The organism is Haliea sp., assembly GCF_040222615.1.
Classification (GTDB): Bacteria; Pseudomonadota; Gammaproteobacteria; order Pseudomonadales; family Halieaceae; genus Haliea.
Genome location: NZ_JAVKCQ010000229.1, coordinates 1 through 17,409, shown reverse-complemented (window position 1 = coordinate 17,409; position 17,409 = coordinate 1). Strand labels below are relative to the sequence as shown.

Sequence of the window (17,409 nt, the reverse complement as noted above, 5' to 3'; positions counted from 1 at the left end):
CCGCAGGGCTACTGAGCCCGGAGGTGACCGGGGCGGGGCGTCGGCTTGCCCTGACACGGCAGCTGCTGCCGGCACATGGACCATGGCCGGCCCCGCCATCAGGTGGACAAGCCGATCGATATCCAGCTCGCGGGCGGTTTCGGTGGCCACCAGCACGCCATCACGCAGAACCGAAACACGGTCGGCAACCCGCTGGATCTCGCTCATGCGGTGGGAGATATAGATGATCCCCACGCCGGATTGACGCAAGGTGTCGAGCTGCAGGAACAGCTGGTCGATCTGGGGATCGGTGAGGGCGGCGGTCGGTTCATCCAGGATCAACAGCTTGATGGGCTGGGCCAGTACCCGGGCGATCTCCACCAGCTGCTGCTTGCCGACACCGAGCATCGCCACGGGCAGGTCGGGATCCAGGTCGTCCAGCTGCAGCCGCGCCAGTGCCTCGCGGGCCCTGGCTCTCAACGTGTGCCGGTTGATGATGCCCACTGGGTTGCCCAGCTGCCTGAAACAGAGGTTTTCGGCAATGCTCAGGTTGGGAAACAGGTTAAGCTCCTGCATCACCATGCGCACGCCGGCAGCTTCGGCATCGCGAATCGAGGCGGGCTGGTAGTGCTCTCCGGCCAGCAGCAGGCTGCCGCCGGAGGGGCGGTGAATGCCGGCTATGATATTGCACAGAGTGCTCTTGCCAGCACCATTGCTGCCCATCAGTGCATGGATCTCGCCCCTGTTCAGGGTGAAGTCAACGCCCCGCAGTACCGGCGCAGCAAACTGCTTGTCCAGGCCCCTTGTTGCCAGCAGGGCGGTGGGTGTCGCGGGCACCGGGCGGTCTCTAGCGAGCACCGTTGACCACGACATCCACCGGCGTGTTGCGATCCTGCGGAGCCTGGCCTGTCGCCAGGATCTCCAGTGCGTACTCGATCCCGAATACCGCCAGCTGGTCGCCGTACTGGTCGGCGGTGGCGAGCATCTCTCCGGATTGCACCAGGGTGTTGGCCGCGGAAATGTTGTCGAAGCCGACTACCAGTACCTCATCCGCACGGCCGGCCTGGCGCACTGCGGCCACAGCGCCCAGCGCCATACTGTCGTTGGCGCAGAGCAGCGCCCTGAGATCGGGGTTTTCGCCGAGGATTGCGCTGGCCACGGTGGCCGCGCGCGCCTGCTCCCAGTCCGCGGACTGGATCGAAACCACCTCGATACCGGCAGCACGCATGGCGTCCTCAAACCCGGCCTGTCGCTGCTGTGCATTGAAAGCCCCGGGAATACCGCCGATGATTGCGACCCGGTCGCCGGGAGCAAGCGCTGCCGCGAGCACATCCCCCACCTTGCGCGCCCCTTCGCGGTTGTCCGGCCCGACGAAGGGTATGCTGACGCCCATGTCCGCAAGGACTTCGCGATCGAAGCGGTTATCGATATTGACCACCACGATGCCCTGGGCAACGGCGCGCCGGGCGACGGGCAGCAGGCCTTTTGAGTCCGCGGGTGCGATCACGATGGCATCAACCCCGGTGGCCATCATTTGCTCGACCAGCGCCACCTGCTGTGCCAGGTCGCTCTCGTTGCGGATACCGTTGACAATCAATTCATAGCTGCCGGGGTTTGCGGCCTGGTGCGCCCTGGCGCCGTCGGCCATGCTGGTGAAGAATTCGTTGGCGAGCGACTTCATTACCAGGGCAATGCGCGGTAGCTGCGGGGCCTCCTCTGCGGCGGGCTGCGCCGGGCCCTCCTGTTGTCCGCACGCAGCGAGCGTGAGCGCGAGCAGCAGGCTCGCCAGAGTGCGGCGGGGATAGTGGTTGCTGTTGCGGGACATGGCGTGTCTCCCTCGGGTCTCACGGCTGACAGAGTCTATTCGATTCTGCGGGTAAAAAAGTGTGGCGAACACCTTTTTACGCGCTAGTCTATACACTCTGCGAGCATAATAAGGCGTATCCTGATGGACTATCTCAATTCCCGCTGTTCCCGGGCGTTCTCGCGCTTGAATCGGGCAAGCGCCGCTTGCCTGTCGGTGCTTTTTCCACGGCGCTGTCCCGGGGTCGGGCTGCTGTCCCTTCTGCTGGTGCTTGGCCTGGCGGCCTGTACTGACAGCAACGATAGCCAGGTGCCGCCGGCTCCGCCGGTCCAGCCCGAGGAGGTGGACCCCAACCTGGTAGTGGTGGAACCGGGCGATGATTTCCAGCGGCGGATGCTCGAGGCATTCATCAACGCCGAGCCCGGTCAAACCATTGAGCTTCCCGCAGGCGAGTTTACCCTGGATGCGGCAGTCTCCCTTGACGTCGACAACGTGACCGTGCGCGGGCAGGGGCATGAGCGGACTGTGCTGAACTTTGCCGCGCAGCTGTCGGGTGGTGAGAGTCTGCTGGTGACCAGCAACAACGTGGTGCTGGAGAATTTCGCGTTGGTTGATCCCCCCGCCGACGGCGTCAAGTTCAAGTTTTCCAACGGTGTCACCATACGCGCGCTGCGCGTGGAGTGGACCTGTGGCGCCTGCGCCAGCAATGGCGCCTACGGCCTCTACCCGGTGCAGACGAAGAACGTGCTGATCGAGGACAGTATTGTAATTGGCGCCAGTGATGCGGGGATCTATGTCGGTCAATCCGACAAGATCATTGTGCGCCGCAACCGGGTATCCCTGAACGTCGCCGGAATCGAAATCGAAAACTCCACAGACTCGGATGTTTACCAGAATGTCGCCGAGGACAACACCGGGGGCATCCTGGTGTTCGACCTGCCCAACCTGGGGCTGGATGGAGAACGCGCAAGAATCTACGACAACACGATCCGCAACAACAATACGCCGAACTTCGCGCCGGAAGGCAATATCGTGGGTATCGTCCCCGCCGGTACCGGCATTCTCGCCATGGCCTTTGACGATGTAGAGGTGTTCGGCAACCGTATCGAGGGCAACCAGTCACTGGCTATCGCCATCGTCAGCTACGCGATCAGTGGCTTGACCACCGGCGATACAAACTATGACCCCGACCCGCGGCGTATCCATGTGCATGATAATGACTACAGCGACAATGCCTACGATCCGCAGGACCTGGTCGCGGACATTGCCGGCCTGTTCAACGGCCTCGGCGGGGTGCCGGAGATCGTCTACGACGGGCTGGGTGAGGGGCAGGGCGCCTTTGCCGATGCCGATCGCATCTGCATAGCAGAGGCGGCGACCGTCCGCCGGGGTGTCCTGTTCCCGCCCGGCGGCGGCGGGCCCAGTGCCGATCCGGGTTTCTTTGCCTGCGCCCACGCCTCGCTGGCGGAAGTTGTGCTGGATAGCCCCGAGGTGATCGCCGAAGGCGAACGGCCGCCGACCGAAGCCGAGATTGCCGAGCTCTGCAACCCTGTCGGGGATGAGGTCAATTTCGACGCTGTGGAAGTCAGCTGTCGTGAACTGGCGGGGTACAACCTGTTTGCAGATGACCGGGAGCCGCGTCAGGAAGCCAATGGCGGTATCGGCTACGAGCTGACCACTGCGCTGTTCACCGACTACGCCTCCAAGTATCGCTTCATCTACGTGCCCGATGGCTTGCAGGCGGCCTACTCATCGCGCGATGTCTTCGACTTCCCGGTAGGGACAATCATCGCCAAGACGTTCACCATGCCAAGGGATTTTCTCAATCCCGGTGCGGGGGAGATCATCATCGAGACCCGCTTGCTGATTCATCGTCGGCATGGCTGGGCAACGCTGCCCTACATCTGGCGTGAGGACGGCAGCGGCGCGGACCTGGTGGTGGCGGGCGGTCGCCGGACCCTGGCGTGGATCCACAGTGACGGGATGAGCCGCAGTACCGATTACGTCATTCCCGATGCCAACAGTTGCAAGACCTGCCACGGTGTAACGCGGCCCGAAACGGGCAGCGCTGTGAACCTGGAAACGGTCAATCTGCCCATTGGTCCCAAGGCGCGGTTTCTGAACCGGGACAATGTCTACGCCGGCGAGAACGCCAACCAGCTGGCCCACATGGCTGAACAGGGGGTTCTGGCGGGTCTGCCTGACGAGCTCGCCACCATCGACACGGCGGCGGACTGGGAGGACCCCGCGCAGCCGTTGCAGGCGCGGGCCAAGGCCTACCTGGATATCAACTGCGCGCACTGCCACAGCCCGGGTGGCTTCGCCAGCAATTCCGGCATGTTCCTGGAGTTCTGGCGCGAGGTGGACTCCAGCTATGGGATCTGCAAGCCGCCGGTGGCGGCAGGTGCTGGTTCCGGAGGGCTGCAGTTCGATTTCGTGCCAGGCAATGCGGACGCCTCCATCACAGTTTTCCGGATGAACTCCAACGACCCGGATGTTCGCATGCCCGAGATCGGGCGCAGTATTATTCACGATGAGGCCGTGGCCCTGATGCGAGCCTGGCTGAACAGCTTGACTGGAGGTTGCTAGGCGAGATCCCGAGCGGCTGTATCGACGGCATTTCTGAGGGTATGATTGACCGGCCCGAGGGCAGGGCAGGAACCTTCAACGACTGAGTGGTTGACCTCAAGGAATGCGCAACATGGATAGTTCGGTTCAATCTGATCGCGTGGTGGCCATGGTCGAGGCGCTGCTGGCGCGGGTGGGTGGCGCGGTACCTGCGGCGGAGTATTCGGCGCTCACCCAGCTTGCCTACAACCTGCTGGAACCGGTGCCACCCTTTCTGCCACCCAGCCCGCGTCAGGTTACGGTACTTATTGTCGATCTGCGGGGGTTTTCCTCGCTGGCGGAAATCTGTAGTTCCGCAGACCTGATTGACCTGCTGAAACCCTTTTTCGAACAGATGACGATGCTGATCCACGCCCACGGCGGCTTCGTCGACAAGTTTCTTGGCGACGGGGTGATGGCGCTGTTCGGTGCACCGACCCCCTGTGACAGCCATTTGCAGCAAGCGCTGCAGTGTGCGGCCCGCATGCAACAGGCCATGGCCGGGATCAACACCGAAAATGCCCGCCGGGGCTTGCCGGAAATTCATGCCGGCATTGGCATCAATACCGGTGAGGTGATGGTCGGCAGTTTCGGCCCCGAGGATCACCGCGAATACACCGCCATCGGCGACGAGGTCAATTTCGCCGCCAGGATCGAATCGTTCAGCCTGCGCGGGCAGGTACTGCTGAGTGAAAACAGCTATCTGGCCGCGCGCGACAGTATAGAGGTGGGTGCCATGCGCCGCCTGCAGGTCAAAGGCAGGCGGGGCCCGGTGAATCTGTATGAGATGCTTGCCGTCTCCGAACCGGAGCGAATTGAAGTGCCGCGAGTGGAACTGCGTAATTCACCGCGTGTCGAGGTGGAGCTGCCGCTGCAGTTTCACCGCGTGGACGGGAACGAGGTCCTGCAGGAGACCCATGCCGGCAGCATCCGCAATCTCGGTTACGATGGCATGCTCGCCCAACTGGAGCTGGAACTGCCAACGCTCAGTGAAATCAACTTCCGGGTCAACAGCGACTTTGCGACCGACGTTTCCGGTGAGGTGTATGCCCGGGCCCTGTATACCAGGCCGATTGCAAACCGTTTCGAAATCTCCTTCGCCTTCACCACGTCGGGCACTGCCGGCCACGAGGCCGTGCGCCGTTATGTCGATCAGCTTCTCTGGGGCAGGCCATAAGCCCGGAAAACAGCCCCGGGTGGATGCCAATATCGAGGATTCAGCCCCGGTCATCACCGGAGGCGTGTAATTCGCGCTGGACGGGGCTTGCTGTGCTGAATTGAGGCCGTGGGTCCCCCGTGTGCACGGCGGTGACTATCCAATTGCCATGGCTTGGCTTATGCTCATCCGGGACCCGGTCCAGTTGCCGGCGTGGTGATATAAGGACTTCCTGTGAAGTGGTTGTTGTTCTGGGTGCTACTGCTGCTGGCTATTGCGGTGGCAGCTGTTTCTGTCCACGAGTACCAGACATCTTACCTCCAGTCGCGCTACTTTACCCGCATGGCCGGGGAGCTTGTCTTCGAGCTCAGGGAGGGCCCCTCCCGCTTTATCTGGTTTCCATCCCACGGCCCCTACAACGAACAGCGCGGGTATACCCGGCTGCCTGAGTTTGTTGCGCGACTCAATAGCCGGGGCTATGAAATTGCGCGTCAGGGCTATTTCTCCAGAGAGCTGATGGACTATGCGCAGTGGGGCGCCAACCCGCCCTACCAGGAGAAGCTGCAGACAGGTTTGACCATTGTCGACAGAGAGGAGCGCACGCTGTTTGCCCACCGCGACCCCTCGAACATCTATACCAGCTTCAGCGATATACCGCCGCTGCTGGTCGCCGCCCTCCTGTTTATCGAGAACCGGGAGCTGCTGGCGGAAAAGTACCCGAGCAAGAATCCGGTGGTGGAATGGAATCGCCTTGCCGAGGCCTTGCTGGCACAGGCGCAAAGCCTGGGCCAGTCCGATGCGGCCACTCCCGGCGGCAGTACCCTGGCGACCCAGATGGAAAAGTACCGCTATTCTCCCGGCGGGATAACCATTGATGGCGGAGAGAAGATCCGTCAGATGATCTCCGCCAGCGTACGGGTCTACCGGTTGGGAACGGATACGGGTACTGCGCGGGAGCTGATCGTCCGCGACTACCTCAACTCCACGCCGCTGGCAGGCCGCGCCGGGCGCGGGGAAATCCACGGCCTGGGGGATGGCTTGCGGTTCTGGTTTGGTATTGATTTTGACTATGCCAACCAGTTGCTCGGTGCAGAAGCTGGCACCTTCGACATTGACGCAAGGGCACGGGTGTTCAGGTCTGCCCTCAGCCTGTTGCTGTCCCAGCGCAGGCCGTCCTACTATCTGCTCGCCGGGCGCGAGGAACTCAACGAGTTGACCAACAGCTATCTGCGCGTGCTCGGCGCCAACGGGATCATCGATCCAGCGCTGCGCGATGCTGCTTTACGCCAGCCCCTGGTGTTTCTCGAGCGGGTGGAAGCGCCGCCAGCCAGCTCGTTTATCAGTCGCAAGGTTACCAACAGTATCCGGACTGAGCTGCTGTCAACGCTGGGTGTGCAGAGTCTATATTCGCTGGACAGGTTTGACCTGCGGGTGCGCAGTTCGGTGGCCAGCGATATACAGCGGGAGGTCGAAGCGCAGCTGCAGCGGGTAACCGAGCCGGCCTACGCGAGAGCGGCGGGCCTTCTCGGGGAGAAACTCCTGCGAGAAGAGCAGCTGGGTGCACTGCGCTACAGCTTTCTGCTCTATGAGCGGACCCCGAACGGCAACCTGCTGCGGGTGCAGACAGACAACTTGAACATGCCGTTCGATATGAATACGGGTTCCAAGCTGGATCTTGGCTCGACGGCCAAGCTGCGCACGCTGATCAGCTACCTGGAGATTGTCGAGACCGTGTACCTGGGTCATCGCGGTCTGGCCCCGGAGGAGAGGCAGATGGCGAGGCAGGTTGCCGAGGACCCGTTGCGGCAATGGACTCTGGATTATCTGCAGCAGCACCCGACGGCGACGCTGCGGGAGCTGTTGGCCGCGGCGATGTTGAGAAGCTATTCCGCCAGCCCGGCCGAGTCGTTTTTTACCGCGGGCGGGATGCATCGTTTCAGCAACTTCGAGCAGCGGGACAACACCCGGGTAATGACGGTTGCCGAGGCTTTCAGCCGCTCGGTGAATCTGGTCTTTGTTCGCATGATGCGGGACGTCGCCCGCTACTACACTCTGGAGATACCCGGGGCCAGGGAGCTGCTGGAGAATCGGGATGACCCGCGCCGACGGGCATACCTTGAGCGCTTCGCCGACATGGAGGGGCAGACCTACCTGCAACAGTTCTATCAACGCTATGGCAGCTTGCCGGCGGAGCTGCTGCTGGCGGAACTGGCGGACCGGACCAGGCCACTTCCCGGGCGACTTTCCATGGTGTTCCGCTCTGTGCTGCCAGAGGCCGATGCGGGAGCGTTGGCGGCGTTTCTCGGCGCGCGGTTGAGCGCGGAGCTGCTGGAGGAGATTGAGGTCGGGAAGCTCTATCGGCAATATGATCCTGCGCGTTTCGACAGTAACGACCGGGCCTATCTCGCCAAGATACACCCGCTGGAACTGTGGTTGGTGAAATACCTTCTCGATAACCCCGGGGCCAGCCTGAAGCAGCTTGTCTCAGCGAGCAGTGAGGCGCGGCAGGACGCCTACGCGTGGCTGACCAGATCGAGGAAAGAGCGCGCGCAGAACAACAGGATCAGGATACTGCTGGAGCAGGATGCGTTCGAGAGTATTCACCAGCAATGGCAGCGCCTGGGTTACCCCTTCAGCAGTCTGGTGCCATCCTATGCCACGGCCCTGGGTGCTTCTGCTGACCGGCCGACAGCGCTTGCGGAACTGATGGGAATCATCGTCAACGATGGCGCAAGACTGCCGCTGCGGCAGATTGAGGAGCTTCATTTTGCCCAGGGAACACCTTACGAAACGCAGTTCCAGCTGAGGCCGCCACAGGGACACCGGGTGCTTTCCAGGGAAATCGCGCAGACCGTGCGCAAGGCCCTGGCGGATATTGTGGATTCGGGCACAGCCCGACGCCTGCGCGGGGCTTTGGTGGATGCCGCGGGTCGAGCTGTGGAAGTGGGCGGGAAGACAGGCACCGGCGACCACCGCAGCAAGACCTTTGGCCCGGGAAGGCAGTTGCTGGCCGAGGAGGTGGTCAACCGGAACGCCCTGTTCACCTTCTTTATCGGTGACCGTTTCTTCGGGGTCATTCTTGCCCATGTCGGCGGTGCGCAGGCGGAGGGCTTCGAGTTTACCAGCGGGCTGCCGGCGCAGCTGCTGAAGGTGCTGATGCCCTCGCTGCGACCACTGCTGACCGAGGAGGCAGCGGGCCCGGTTGCGGGCCAGCCGGGGGCGTTGCCGGGTGGCGGCTGACGCCCGGCGAATCAGTCCAGGGAGGCCAGGCGGAGCACCTGGCCGGGCTTGATCCTGTGGCTGTGGGTCAGGTCGTTCCAGGACGCCAGCTCCTGGTGGGACACGTTGAAGCGCCTGGCGATCTGCCACAGGGAGTCGCCCTTCTGGATCACATAAACCTGCGCGGAGCGACCTGCGCCAGATCCCGGTGAGCGGGCTGCCAGGCTGGCCACCCCTGCGGCGCCGGCGCTGGCCGCCGCCCGGGTTCCCGGCAGGCGCAGGTTCTGGCCGGCGCGTATCCGGTGGGCATCGCGAAGGCCGTTGAGAGACATCAGGGTGGCTATCGAAGTGTTGTAGCGCCGGGCAATGGTCGACAGGGATTCACCGCTGGCGATGCGGTGCAGCACATCGGGCTGCTGTTGGTTGAACCGCGCGCCGGCGGGAATCGCCGCCAGCGCCGTGCTCAGGCTGACTGGCCGCAGGTCCCTTGGTATTCGCAGTTGGAAGCCCCTGGGAATATGCTTTTCCCCTGTCCAGACAGGTTCCAACAGCGATGGGTTGTAGCGGCGCAGCAGTTCAATGTCGACTCTGGCCGCACGGGCCAGCTCGGTGGCCGGTACATAGTGGGAGGTCACGACCGTGTCATAGGTCAGCGGTGCAGCCGGTTGCAGTTTGCCGAAGTACCTCGAGGCATTGCGGTCCACTTCCAGCGCGGCGAGAAAGGAGGTGTAGAAGTTGCGCGAGGCAAAACCGAAACCGGGCCCGCGGTAGTCTCTGATAATGGCTTCGATATCTGTCGTTGCCATCGCCCTGGTGGCGCGCAGCATGCCGCCGGCACCGATGTTGTAGGCGGTGATGGCCAGGGGCCAGGAGCCGGTCGCCTGGTAATTCTGCTGCAGCAGTCTGGCGGCCGCCTCGGTAGACACATAGGGGTCCATACGCTGGTCGACAATGGAATTCACCAGCATGTATCGCTGTGCGGTGGCCGGCATGAACTGCCACATCCCCGCCGCGGCTACCTTGGAATAGGCTCCGGGATTGAATGAGGATTCCACATGGGGGAGAACGTCCAGTTCGAGTGGCAGATCATGCCGGGCGAGGATACTCCGAATGTGGGGTTTCCACTGGCCGGACCTGACCAGGCCGTCCCGAAACCGGTCAGCTTGACCGCGCTGGAAGCGGACATTGTTGGCCGCCTGCTGCAAGGTGCGGGAGTTGGTGCCCGGTGGCCAGGCGCGCAGGACGCTGGCCTCCAGGGCGCTCAGGCCCTCCCGTTTGCCCGCGCCAAGCCTGGACAGCGCCGCCTGGTACTGCTTTTTGGACTCTTCGATCTCCCGGTTCTGCTGCGCCGGTGACAGTCCGGGAGGGAACGACAGTGTCTGGTAGACAACAGCGAGGTTCACGGCGTCGTGAATGTAGCCCTGCCCGGTCGAGACTTCGGTGTATACCCGGGTCCAGAATTGCACCGCAGGTTCCAGGCCCGGGGGGCGGGGGATTGCGCTTGCCGAGGCGGCGGCAGCGCCGAGCGAAAGCCAGAGCACAAGCACGATGCGGAGCATACAGGCCTCGACAAAAGGATGATGGCGAGTTATAGCAGATTTGCTCGCGCTAGGAAATCATCCCGCAAGGGCCGGGCAGCTTCCGGCTGCTTTGCCCGCGCCGTGGACTCAGTACCGATGCAAGCCGGATCGTGTAAGCTGATGGCATTGATGAACAGAGCCCCAAGCTATGCAACTGATTCTGCACCACTACGCCATGTCGCCCTTTGCGCAAAAGATCCGCAGCATGCTGGGCTATGCCGGATTGCCATGGCAGTCGGCTATTGCCCGGGAGATGCCACCGCGCCCGGTCGTGGCACAGCGTGCCGCCGGCACAGCCGCGATGGGGCGCAAGGCGCGGCAGACAATGTCCTGGCTGGACCTGGGCCGCGTCCTCCTCAATCGTATCAATATGGGTCGCAAGGCAGAGCTTGGGATCGCCGGCCTCCGGGAGGCCCGGCCGCTGGTGCTGGCGCACCTGGCGGAAGTCGAGTCGCAGTTGCAGCGGGAGTTCCTGTTCGGCACCGCCCCATCACACGCGGATTTTTCCACCTGGCACGGACTCTTGGAGGGTCGGGACAGTGCCTGATTCAGGGCCCCGGCGTACATCCCGGGTCCGCGCGAGCAGGGCCTATGCCCGTGCCACCAGTCGCGCCAGGGCCTATATCGAAGAGCCGGAGAAGCTGAAATCCCTGGCGGCGGCCGCGGGGCGCAAGGCCGAGGCCCGCGGTGGGCCGCTGGCCGCCATCATCGCGCCGATCAGGAATGCCCTGCGACTGGTGCGCGCCTATGCCGCTGGCTCCTATCGCGACATCTCCTGGCAGTCACTGCTGATCCTGGTGGCGGCGGTGGTGTACTTTGTAATGCCGGTGGATCTGGTGCCGGACTTTATTCTCGGTCTTGGCCTGCTCGATGATGCCGCTATACTCGGCTGGACCTTGCGTACCCTGAACCGGGACCTGGAGCGGTTCCTGGCCTGGGAGCAGGGCGAGGCCGCCTCGGCGTCCCCGCCAGCAACTGACGGCGACGCAAGCGACTGACGTTGGCACAACCCGGCGGCCGGCCCCAACACTGTGGATGGACTCAGTATGGAATTTACCCAGATCATTTCTCTCTTCGCCTACGGTACCGAAGCGGTCGGCGTGCTGGTGGTGCTGGTCGGGGCGAGCTACTCGTCGGTGGTGTTTGTCCGCCACTTCAACAAGGTACCGGAGGGAGTGGCCTATCACACCTTCCGCCGGCAGCTCGGCCGCTCCATTATCCTGGGTCTGGAGTTCCTCATCGCGGGTGACATCATGCAGACCATCATTGTCGATGCGACCTGGCAGAACGTGGCGGTGCTGGGCCTGGTGATTCTCATCAGAACCTTCCTCAGCATGACCCTGCACCTGGAGATCGAGGGTCGCTGGCCCTGGCGGCAGGCAGCCGATGAGGGGCCGCGCGACGGAGGCTCAGACCGGCGCTGATTGCAATCATCCATCGCCACGCTATACTGTACAAATATACAGTATAGAGGGGTGCCCGTGGCGATTCTCCGGCCTTCACACGCCCGCCGCGGTCGCGGTGCAACGTTCGACCCCCACAATCGCTTTGCCCACCTGGCCAGTGAGGAGGTTGACGATGGCTGGTGGCGGGAGGAGGCGCAGCAGCGCATTGCGACGGAAGTCAGGCAAGAACCCGCGAAAACTGCGCTCAGCTGGAACAGCTCACCGGACCTGGGCTTCGACCGCTCCATCAACCCCTACCGCGGCTGCGAGCACGGCTGTATCTACTGTTATGCAAGGCCCAGCCACGCCTGGTGGGATCTCTCTCCCGGCTTGGACTTCGAAACCCGCCTGATTGCCCGCACCGGCCTGGTCGAACGATTGCAGGGGGAGCTGTGCAAGCCCAATTACCTGTGCCTCCCCATCAACCTGTCGGGCAACACGGATTGCTACCAGCCCCTCGAGGCAACTTGTGGCACCACCCGCGCGTTGCTGGAACTGCTGCATGAGTGCCGCCACCCGGTCACCATCGTCACCAAGAGCGCGCTGATCCTCAGGGATACGACACTGCTGGCGGACATGGCCCGGCAGCGGCTGCTGCACGTGTTTATCAGCGTGACCACGCTGGACAACGATCTCAAGCGCAGCCTGGAGCCGCGCACCGCCTCGCCCGCAGCGCGCTTGCGGGTCATCAGGGAGTTGAGCGCCGCCGGTATCCCGGTCGGTGTGCTGGCGTCGCCGATCATTCCCGGACTCAACGACAGCGAGTTGGAGTCGATTCTGCAGGCCTCCCGGGATGCGGGCGCGGTGATGGCCAACTGGATGTTGCTGCGGCTGCCGCTGGAAGTCGCGCCGCTGTTCGAGGACTGGCTGCAGACGCACTACCCGCAGCGGGCGGCGAAGGTCATGAGCCTGATCCGCCAGTGCCGTGGCGGCGCGGACTACGACGCCCGGTTCGGTCACCGGATGCGTGGCGAGGGTGTCTTTGCACAGCTTCTGGGGCAGCGTTTCCAGCGGGCGAGCAAGCGCCTGGGTTTGAATGCCCGGCGTTACGATGAACTTGATTGCAGCCGGTTCCTGCCACCGCGAGCCCAGGGCGACCTGTTCGCGAGCGAGTGAAGTCATTGCCGGCGCCGGCCCGTCGCAGCAGAAAACACTGCGGCTTTCTCTCCATTTTTCGCGGTGATGTCACGGCTGGCTGTGCACTGGCGTCCGCTCTCCGTATACTGGCGCGAGGCGGCCTCGCGGTCGATACCCGGATAGCACTGGAGAGAACCATATGGAAGTCAGTGGATTGATTGCCTACCTGATCATCGGCGCGCTGGCCGGCTGGCTGGCAGGCAAGCTCATGAAAGGGCGGGGGTTCGGCCTGGTCGGCAATATTGCGGTCGGCATTGTGGGCTCGGTGATAGGGGGATTTGTCTTCAGTTTGCTCGGGCTGTCGGCGGGCGGTTTTGTCGGTTCGGTTGTCGTCGCCACCCTGGGTGCCGCGCTGTTGCTGTACGTGGTCAATATCCTCAAGCTCTAGCGGCGGGTCATTGCGGCCACATCCCTGCCACCGTGCCGCCCTGGTTCGAAGTCTTCTGGCGTTTCCTGCTGTTGGGCTGTGTCAGCTTTGGCGGCCCCGCTGCCCACATAGCTTATTTCCAGCAGGCCTTTGTCCAGCGCCTGCGCTGGCTGGATGAGGCGGCCTATGCGCGCCTGGTCGCCCTCAGCCAGTTCCTGCCGGGCCCGGGTTCCAGCCAGGTTGGTTTTGCCATCGGCTACCGCCGTGCGGGTCTGCCCGGCGCCCTGGCCGCTTTCCTCGGTTTTACCTTGCCGTCTTTTCTCCTGATGCTGGGCGTGGCGGTGTGGTCTGCCCAGGCGCCTGACAGCGGCCTGCTTGCTGGCCTGGTACGGGGACTCAAGTTGCTGGCGTTGGTGGTGGTGGCGGAGGCGCTGCGGACCATGGCGGGGTCTTTCTGTCGCGACCTCGCGACTGCATCCGTGGCGGCGTTGACCGCGGTCGTGTTGCTGCTGGCGGCCTCGCCCTGGGCCCAATACGCCGTTCTGTTGCTGGCTGCGCTGACGGGATGGTTCTTGTTGCCCCGGCCCGGCGCTGGTGCGTTGACCCGGGGCTCCGGCGGGGCCGGGCTGCGCTGGCTGCCGGCGACTGCATTCGGACTGTTGTTTATTGGTCTGCCCCTGTTGACCCATGGTGATCCGGTGTGGCGCCTGTTCAGCCAGTTCTACAGTAGCGGAAGCATGGTGTTCGGCGGGGGTCATGTGGTGCTCCCGCTGTTGCAGCAGCAGCTGGGGGAGACGGTCAGCGCCGATCGATTTCTGCTGGGCTATGCGGCTGCCCAGGCCGTACCGGGGCCAATGTTTTCGCTGGCGGCTTTTCTCGGCGCCGACCTGTTGCCCGCGGCCCCCGTGGCGGGTGCCCTGCTGGCGACGGCGGGTATCTTCCTGCCGGGTTTCCTGCTGGTGCTTGCCTTGCAGTCCGCCTGGGAAGCCCTGGCGGCAAGGCCGCGCATCGTGGGCCTGGTGGCCGGTGTCAACGCGGCCGTTGTGGGCCTGCTGCTGGCGGCCTGGGTCAATCCGGTAGCGCTGGCGGCCATCAATGGCTGGCTGGATGCGGTTCTCGCCCTCGCGGGCTGGGTATTACTCTGGCGCTGGCGACCACCCATCCTCGTACTGGTAGTGGGTTTTGCCGCCGTGGGTATTGCGTCGGGTCTTTAGGGCGACACCGGCGAGATCTGCTTGGTCGATGCCATTCGTGCCGCTACACTAGGGCGGGAGTGGCCGCTGTCCCGCCGCTTGCGCAATTCTTTATTGAAGCTGCACAGGAAGAAATATATGTCCAATGAAGGGTACCACGAACCCATTGCGGAGCTCAGCGATGAGACCCGCGATATGCATCGCGCCATCACTTCGTTGATGGAAGAGCTGGAAGCCGTCGACTGGTACAACCAGCGGATGGACGCCTGCAAGGATCCCGAGCTGAGGGCGATCCTCCGGCATAACCGCGACGAGGAAAAAGAACACGCGGCCATGGTGTTGGAGTGGATTCGTCGCCGCGACCCGGTGCTCGACAAGGAGCTGAAGGACTACCTGTTTACCGACAAGACCATTGCCCACGAGTAAACCGCTGGTGCGCGCTTTCGCACTCGGCTGTTTGTTGCTGCTCGGTGGCTGTCTGGGGACTCCGCCGGGAGTGGAGCCAGTGGCCAAGTTCGACCTTCAGCGTTATCTGGGGACCTGGTATGAGATCGCCCGGCTCGATCACTCTTTCGAGCGGGGTCTCGACGGTGTAACGGCCAGCTACAGCCTGAACGACGACGGCAGTGTCCGGGTGCTGAATCGCGGGTATCGGGAAGCGAACTCCGAGTGGGACCAGGCCGAGGGCGTGGCGCGGTTCGTTGGCGACGAGAGCAAAGGCCACCTGAAAGTGTCATTTTTCGGGCCGTTCTATGCTTCCTATGTGGTGTTCGGCCTGGACCAGGAGAACTATGACTACGCCTTTGTGTCCGGTTTCAACAACAACTACCTCTGGCTGCTGGCCCGGAATCCCGAGGTGAGCGCAGAGCTGCGGCAGCGTTTTGTACAGCGGGCTGGCGAGTTGGGGTTTGCGGTCGACGAGTTGCTGTTCGTGGACCAGGGGCGGAACCTCGCCCCTGGTGGATCGGCCTCCGGCCGCTAATCCGCCGGAAGCTGGCCTGGCGGGCGCCAGCTACATGGAGACGCCCATCAGCTGCCATTCGCCATCCTGGTTGTCTTCTTCGGTGTAGCGATACTTGACCCTGGCGCCGTCGGGAGCGTTTTCGATCATCGCATTCTTGGGCTCCTTGAACTCAACCCGGTTGCGGCGGTTGAGCTTGCATTCGCTGCCTTTCTCCGCACGGCTCGCCGAGTGGAAGGCAACATATACATCGCGGCCCATCTGCTCGGCCTTCTTTTTGTCCACGGTGCCCTCGAGGATGCAATCCTGGGTGACTTCCGCCCAGGCGCCCGCGGCGAACAGGGGCAGGGTGGCCAATATCAGTGCTCTGGTCATTATTTTCATGGTAAATCTCCGGTCTGGCGTTTCGCGGCCCCGATCCTGCCGGGGGCCGGTAGCCCGCTGCTCGGGCTGTCCTCTTGAGTTGAAACCATCATAGGACCATCGGCGGCAGTTAATCTATCGCAGCAACGCCACTGTCATAATAAGTTCACAATAATAGTGTAGGGGCCTGGTGGCAGGTCGGGGTGGTGGCTACAGCTCAGGCAAACAGGCCGTGGACGTACCACTGCTGCCGCAGGCGGTCGTGAAACAACCAGTAGTACTGGCCCCTGGTGCCCCGGGCGATGTAATAGTCGCGGCTTACGGGTTCCTGCCACCAGTTGTCTTCAATGCGCTCCGGCCCGCCGATCAGCTGGAGAGCCCCCTGCCAGTGCAGCTGCCCCTGCAGCCAGCGGACTGGCTGTGGCTCCGGCAGCAGCCAGAAGGGCCGCCGGATGGAACTTTGGGTGGCCGCCGGCGCTGTCGCTTCGCTGCTGACATGCAGGGCCAGCTCCGGCAGGTGTTCATCCCGGCAGCTGATGGTAAGAATGGCCTGTAGTCCCAGGCGGTTGCGCAGGCGGTCGAGCAGCGCCTGCATCGGTTCGCGCTGGTTGTGGGGGCTGAACAGGTCGATGCTGGCGCTGCGCATCGCCAGCAGCTGGCGGCACTCCAGCGCCAGGCCCTCAATGCCTGTGCGCAATTGCAGGCGATCCAGCTGCAGCCGGGTGAGTTGGTACCAGTTCTCCCAGTCACTGTGGCCGCTGCTGCTGCGGACTCGCAGGCGTTGGACCCGGCGGTCGACCGCCACCAGCTGCCACTCGATGTCCTGCGTTTGCAGCTGGGTCTGGCGCAAAAAGCCGCACAGGGCCTGCAGCAACTGCTGCACGGCGGGCAGCAGCTCCGCGGTTGTCCGGACTTCATAGCCGAATAGATACTGGTCGTTAAAGCGATCAGGTGGGTGATAGTCGGGCTGCAGGTCCGCCTCGCGCCCCAGCATCTGGCGCAACCAGTGGATGAAGGCCTTGCCGCAGCGCCGGCCGAGAGCGGCTTCAGGCAGTGCCAGTACGTCTCCCAGCCGCCGTATTCCCGCCCGTTGCAGGGCGGCAACCTCTTGCGGGAAGTCATCCAGCAGGGTCAGCGGCAGAGTGGAGAGTTGCTCTCGCCAGTCTCCCCCGTCACCGGCAGCCAACCCCTGGCTGCTGAAGGACAGCAGCCAGGCCGCCCTGGGGGTGGGGGCCAGGCCCGCCTCAAGCCGGTAGCCGCGCAGGTGAATGCCGGCGTGTACTGTCTCCAGCAGCGCTTCCAGGCTGCGAAACAGGGTCAGGCAGCCGCCGATCTCCAGTTGCAAACAGTCCTCGCGCCAGGGGTGCAGGGTGGGAGTGATGCTGTAAGCCCAGCAGCACAGCTGTTGCAGGCAGCGCTGCTCTGCATCCTGACTTCGTGTCAGTAACTGCAGTGGCTCGTTGCCCGCGAGAGCGCGCACAGTAGCGCCCGTCATGCCTTCGCGAATACCCAGGCTGGCAGCGCAATCATTGGCCCGCAGTACCCGCTGCCGGGCCAGCACCACCACCGGCTGCTCCTCGGTCAGGGTCTGGCACTGC

Annotated in this window: 16 protein-coding genes; 11 read left to right on the top strand and 5 right to left on the bottom strand. The window is 63.4% G+C overall.

Going from position 1 to position 17,409, the window contains the following annotated elements; genetic code table 11:
* A partial coding sequence (locus tag RJQ10_RS18120) for an ATP-binding cassette domain-containing protein (protein WP_350148791.1) occupies positions 1-816 on the bottom strand: 816 nt, incomplete at its 3' end.
* A gap of 10 nt (positions 817-826) precedes the next feature.
* Positions 827-1,804, bottom strand: a complete 978-nt coding sequence (locus RJQ10_RS18115) for a sugar ABC transporter substrate-binding protein (RefSeq protein ID WP_350148790.1) — start codon at positions 1,802-1,804, stop codon at positions 827-829.
* Positions 1,805-1,927: 123 nt separating this feature from the next.
* Here RJQ10_RS18115 and RJQ10_RS18110 point away from each other — a divergent pair, with 123 nt between their 5' ends.
* The 3 genes from RJQ10_RS18110 (at position 1,928) to RJQ10_RS18100 (ending at position 8,786) form a co-directional block, all read left to right on the top strand.
* A complete protein-coding gene (locus RJQ10_RS18110; protein WP_350148789.1) occupies positions 1,928-4,372 on the top strand; it encodes a parallel beta-helix domain-containing protein in 2,445 nt (814 codons plus the stop codon).
* A gap of 112 nt (positions 4,373-4,484) precedes the next feature.
* Positions 4,485-5,567 carry an adenylate/guanylate cyclase domain-containing protein gene (locus RJQ10_RS18105; protein ID WP_350148788.1) on the top strand — a complete coding sequence of 361 codons (1,083 nt, stop codon included), beginning with the start codon at positions 4,485-4,487 and terminating at the stop codon, positions 5,565-5,567.
* A 213-nt stretch (positions 5,568-5,780) separates the two neighbouring features.
* Complete coding sequence (locus tag RJQ10_RS18100; RefSeq protein ID WP_350148787.1) at positions 5,781-8,786, top strand: transglycosylase domain-containing protein; 3,006 nt, start codon at positions 5,781-5,783, stop codon at positions 8,784-8,786.
* 11 nt (positions 8,787-8,797) lie between these two features.
* Here RJQ10_RS18100 and RJQ10_RS18095 read toward each other — a convergent pair whose 3' ends face one another.
* Positions 8,798-10,231: a lytic transglycosylase domain-containing protein gene (locus RJQ10_RS18095; RefSeq protein WP_350148786.1), complete on the bottom strand. Its 1,434-nt coding sequence runs from the start codon at positions 10,229-10,231 to the stop codon at positions 8,798-8,800.
* Between the two features lie 262 nt (positions 10,232-10,493).
* On the opposite strand from RJQ10_RS18095, the gene RJQ10_RS18090 reads away from it, so the two are divergent.
* From RJQ10_RS18090 to RJQ10_RS18055, 8 genes are all read left to right on the top strand, one after another.
* Positions 10,494-10,892 carry a glutathione S-transferase family protein gene (locus tag RJQ10_RS18090; RefSeq protein ID WP_350148785.1) on the top strand — a complete coding sequence of 133 codons (399 nt, stop codon included), beginning with the start codon at positions 10,494-10,496 and terminating at the stop codon, positions 10,890-10,892.
* Positions 10,885-11,343 carry a YkvA family protein gene (locus RJQ10_RS18085; protein WP_350148784.1) on the top strand — a complete coding sequence of 153 codons (459 nt, stop codon included), beginning with the start codon at positions 10,885-10,887 and terminating at the stop codon, positions 11,341-11,343. Before RJQ10_RS18090 ends, RJQ10_RS18085 begins: the two co-directional genes overlap by 8 nt.
* A 48-nt stretch (positions 11,344-11,391) precedes the next feature.
* A complete protein-coding gene (locus tag RJQ10_RS18080) occupies positions 11,392-11,769 on the top strand; it encodes a DUF1622 domain-containing protein (RefSeq protein ID WP_350148783.1) in 378 nt (125 codons plus the stop codon).
* 57 nt (positions 11,770-11,826) lie between these two features.
* A complete protein-coding gene (locus tag RJQ10_RS18075; RefSeq protein WP_350148782.1) occupies positions 11,827-12,906 on the top strand; it encodes a PA0069 family radical SAM protein in 1,080 nt (359 codons plus the stop codon).
* A gap of 160 nt (positions 12,907-13,066) precedes the next feature.
* The gene (locus tag RJQ10_RS18070) at positions 13,067-13,315 is read left to right on the top strand and encodes a GlsB/YeaQ/YmgE family stress response membrane protein (protein ID WP_350148781.1); all 249 of its coding nucleotides are present in this window, start codon (positions 13,067-13,069) and stop codon (positions 13,313-13,315) included.
* Between the two features lie 32 nt (positions 13,316-13,347).
* The gene (chrA, locus tag RJQ10_RS18065) at positions 13,348-14,508 is read left to right on the top strand and encodes a chromate efflux transporter (RefSeq protein ID WP_350148780.1); all 1,161 of its coding nucleotides are present in this window, start codon (positions 13,348-13,350) and stop codon (positions 14,506-14,508) included.
* 117 nt (positions 14,509-14,625) lie between these two features.
* Entirely contained in the window at positions 14,626-14,913 is a 288-nt protein-coding gene (locus RJQ10_RS18060; RefSeq protein WP_350148779.1) for an encapsulin-associated ferritin-like protein, read from the top strand.
* 79 nt (positions 14,914-14,992) lie between these two features.
* Positions 14,993-15,469, top strand: a complete 477-nt coding sequence (locus RJQ10_RS18055) for a lipocalin family protein (RefSeq protein ID WP_350148778.1) — start codon at positions 14,993-14,995, stop codon at positions 15,467-15,469.
* Between the two features lie 30 nt (positions 15,470-15,499).
* Here the strand turns inward: RJQ10_RS18055 and RJQ10_RS18050 are convergent, their stop codons facing one another.
* Together RJQ10_RS18050 and RJQ10_RS18045 are read right to left on the bottom strand one after the other, a co-directional pair.
* Positions 15,500-15,832 carry a hypothetical protein gene (locus RJQ10_RS18050; protein WP_350148777.1) on the bottom strand — a complete coding sequence of 111 codons (333 nt, stop codon included), beginning with the start codon at positions 15,830-15,832 and terminating at the stop codon, positions 15,500-15,502.
* A gap of 196 nt (positions 15,833-16,028) precedes the next feature.
* The coding region (locus RJQ10_RS18045; protein ID WP_350148776.1) for a Y-family DNA polymerase at positions 16,029-17,409 on the bottom strand (1,381 nt) is incomplete at its 5' end.

Coding starts and splice junctions, on each gene's coding strand:
- RJQ10_RS18080 (WP_350148783.1), top strand. CDS start 11,392: ATGGAATTTACCCAGATCATTTCTCTCTTCGCCTACGGTACCGAAGCG.
- RJQ10_RS18115 (WP_350148790.1), bottom strand. CDS start 1,804: ATGTCCCGCAACAGCAACCACTATCCCCGCCGCACTCTGGCGAGCCTG.
- RJQ10_RS18105 (WP_350148788.1), top strand. CDS start 4,485: ATGGATAGTTCGGTTCAATCTGATCGCGTGGTGGCCATGGTCGAGGCG.
- RJQ10_RS18050 (WP_350148777.1), bottom strand. CDS start 15,832: ATGAAAATAATGACCAGAGCACTGATATTGGCCACCCTGCCCCTGTTC.
- RJQ10_RS18110 (WP_350148789.1), top strand. CDS start 1,928: ATGGACTATCTCAATTCCCGCTGTTCCCGGGCGTTCTCGCGCTTGAAT.
- RJQ10_RS18070 (WP_350148781.1), top strand. CDS start 13,067: ATGGAAGTCAGTGGATTGATTGCCTACCTGATCATCGGCGCGCTGGCC.
- RJQ10_RS18090 (WP_350148785.1), top strand. CDS start 10,494: ATGCAACTGATTCTGCACCACTACGCCATGTCGCCCTTTGCGCAAAAG.
- RJQ10_RS18060 (WP_350148779.1), top strand. CDS start 14,626: ATGTCCAATGAAGGGTACCACGAACCCATTGCGGAGCTCAGCGATGAG.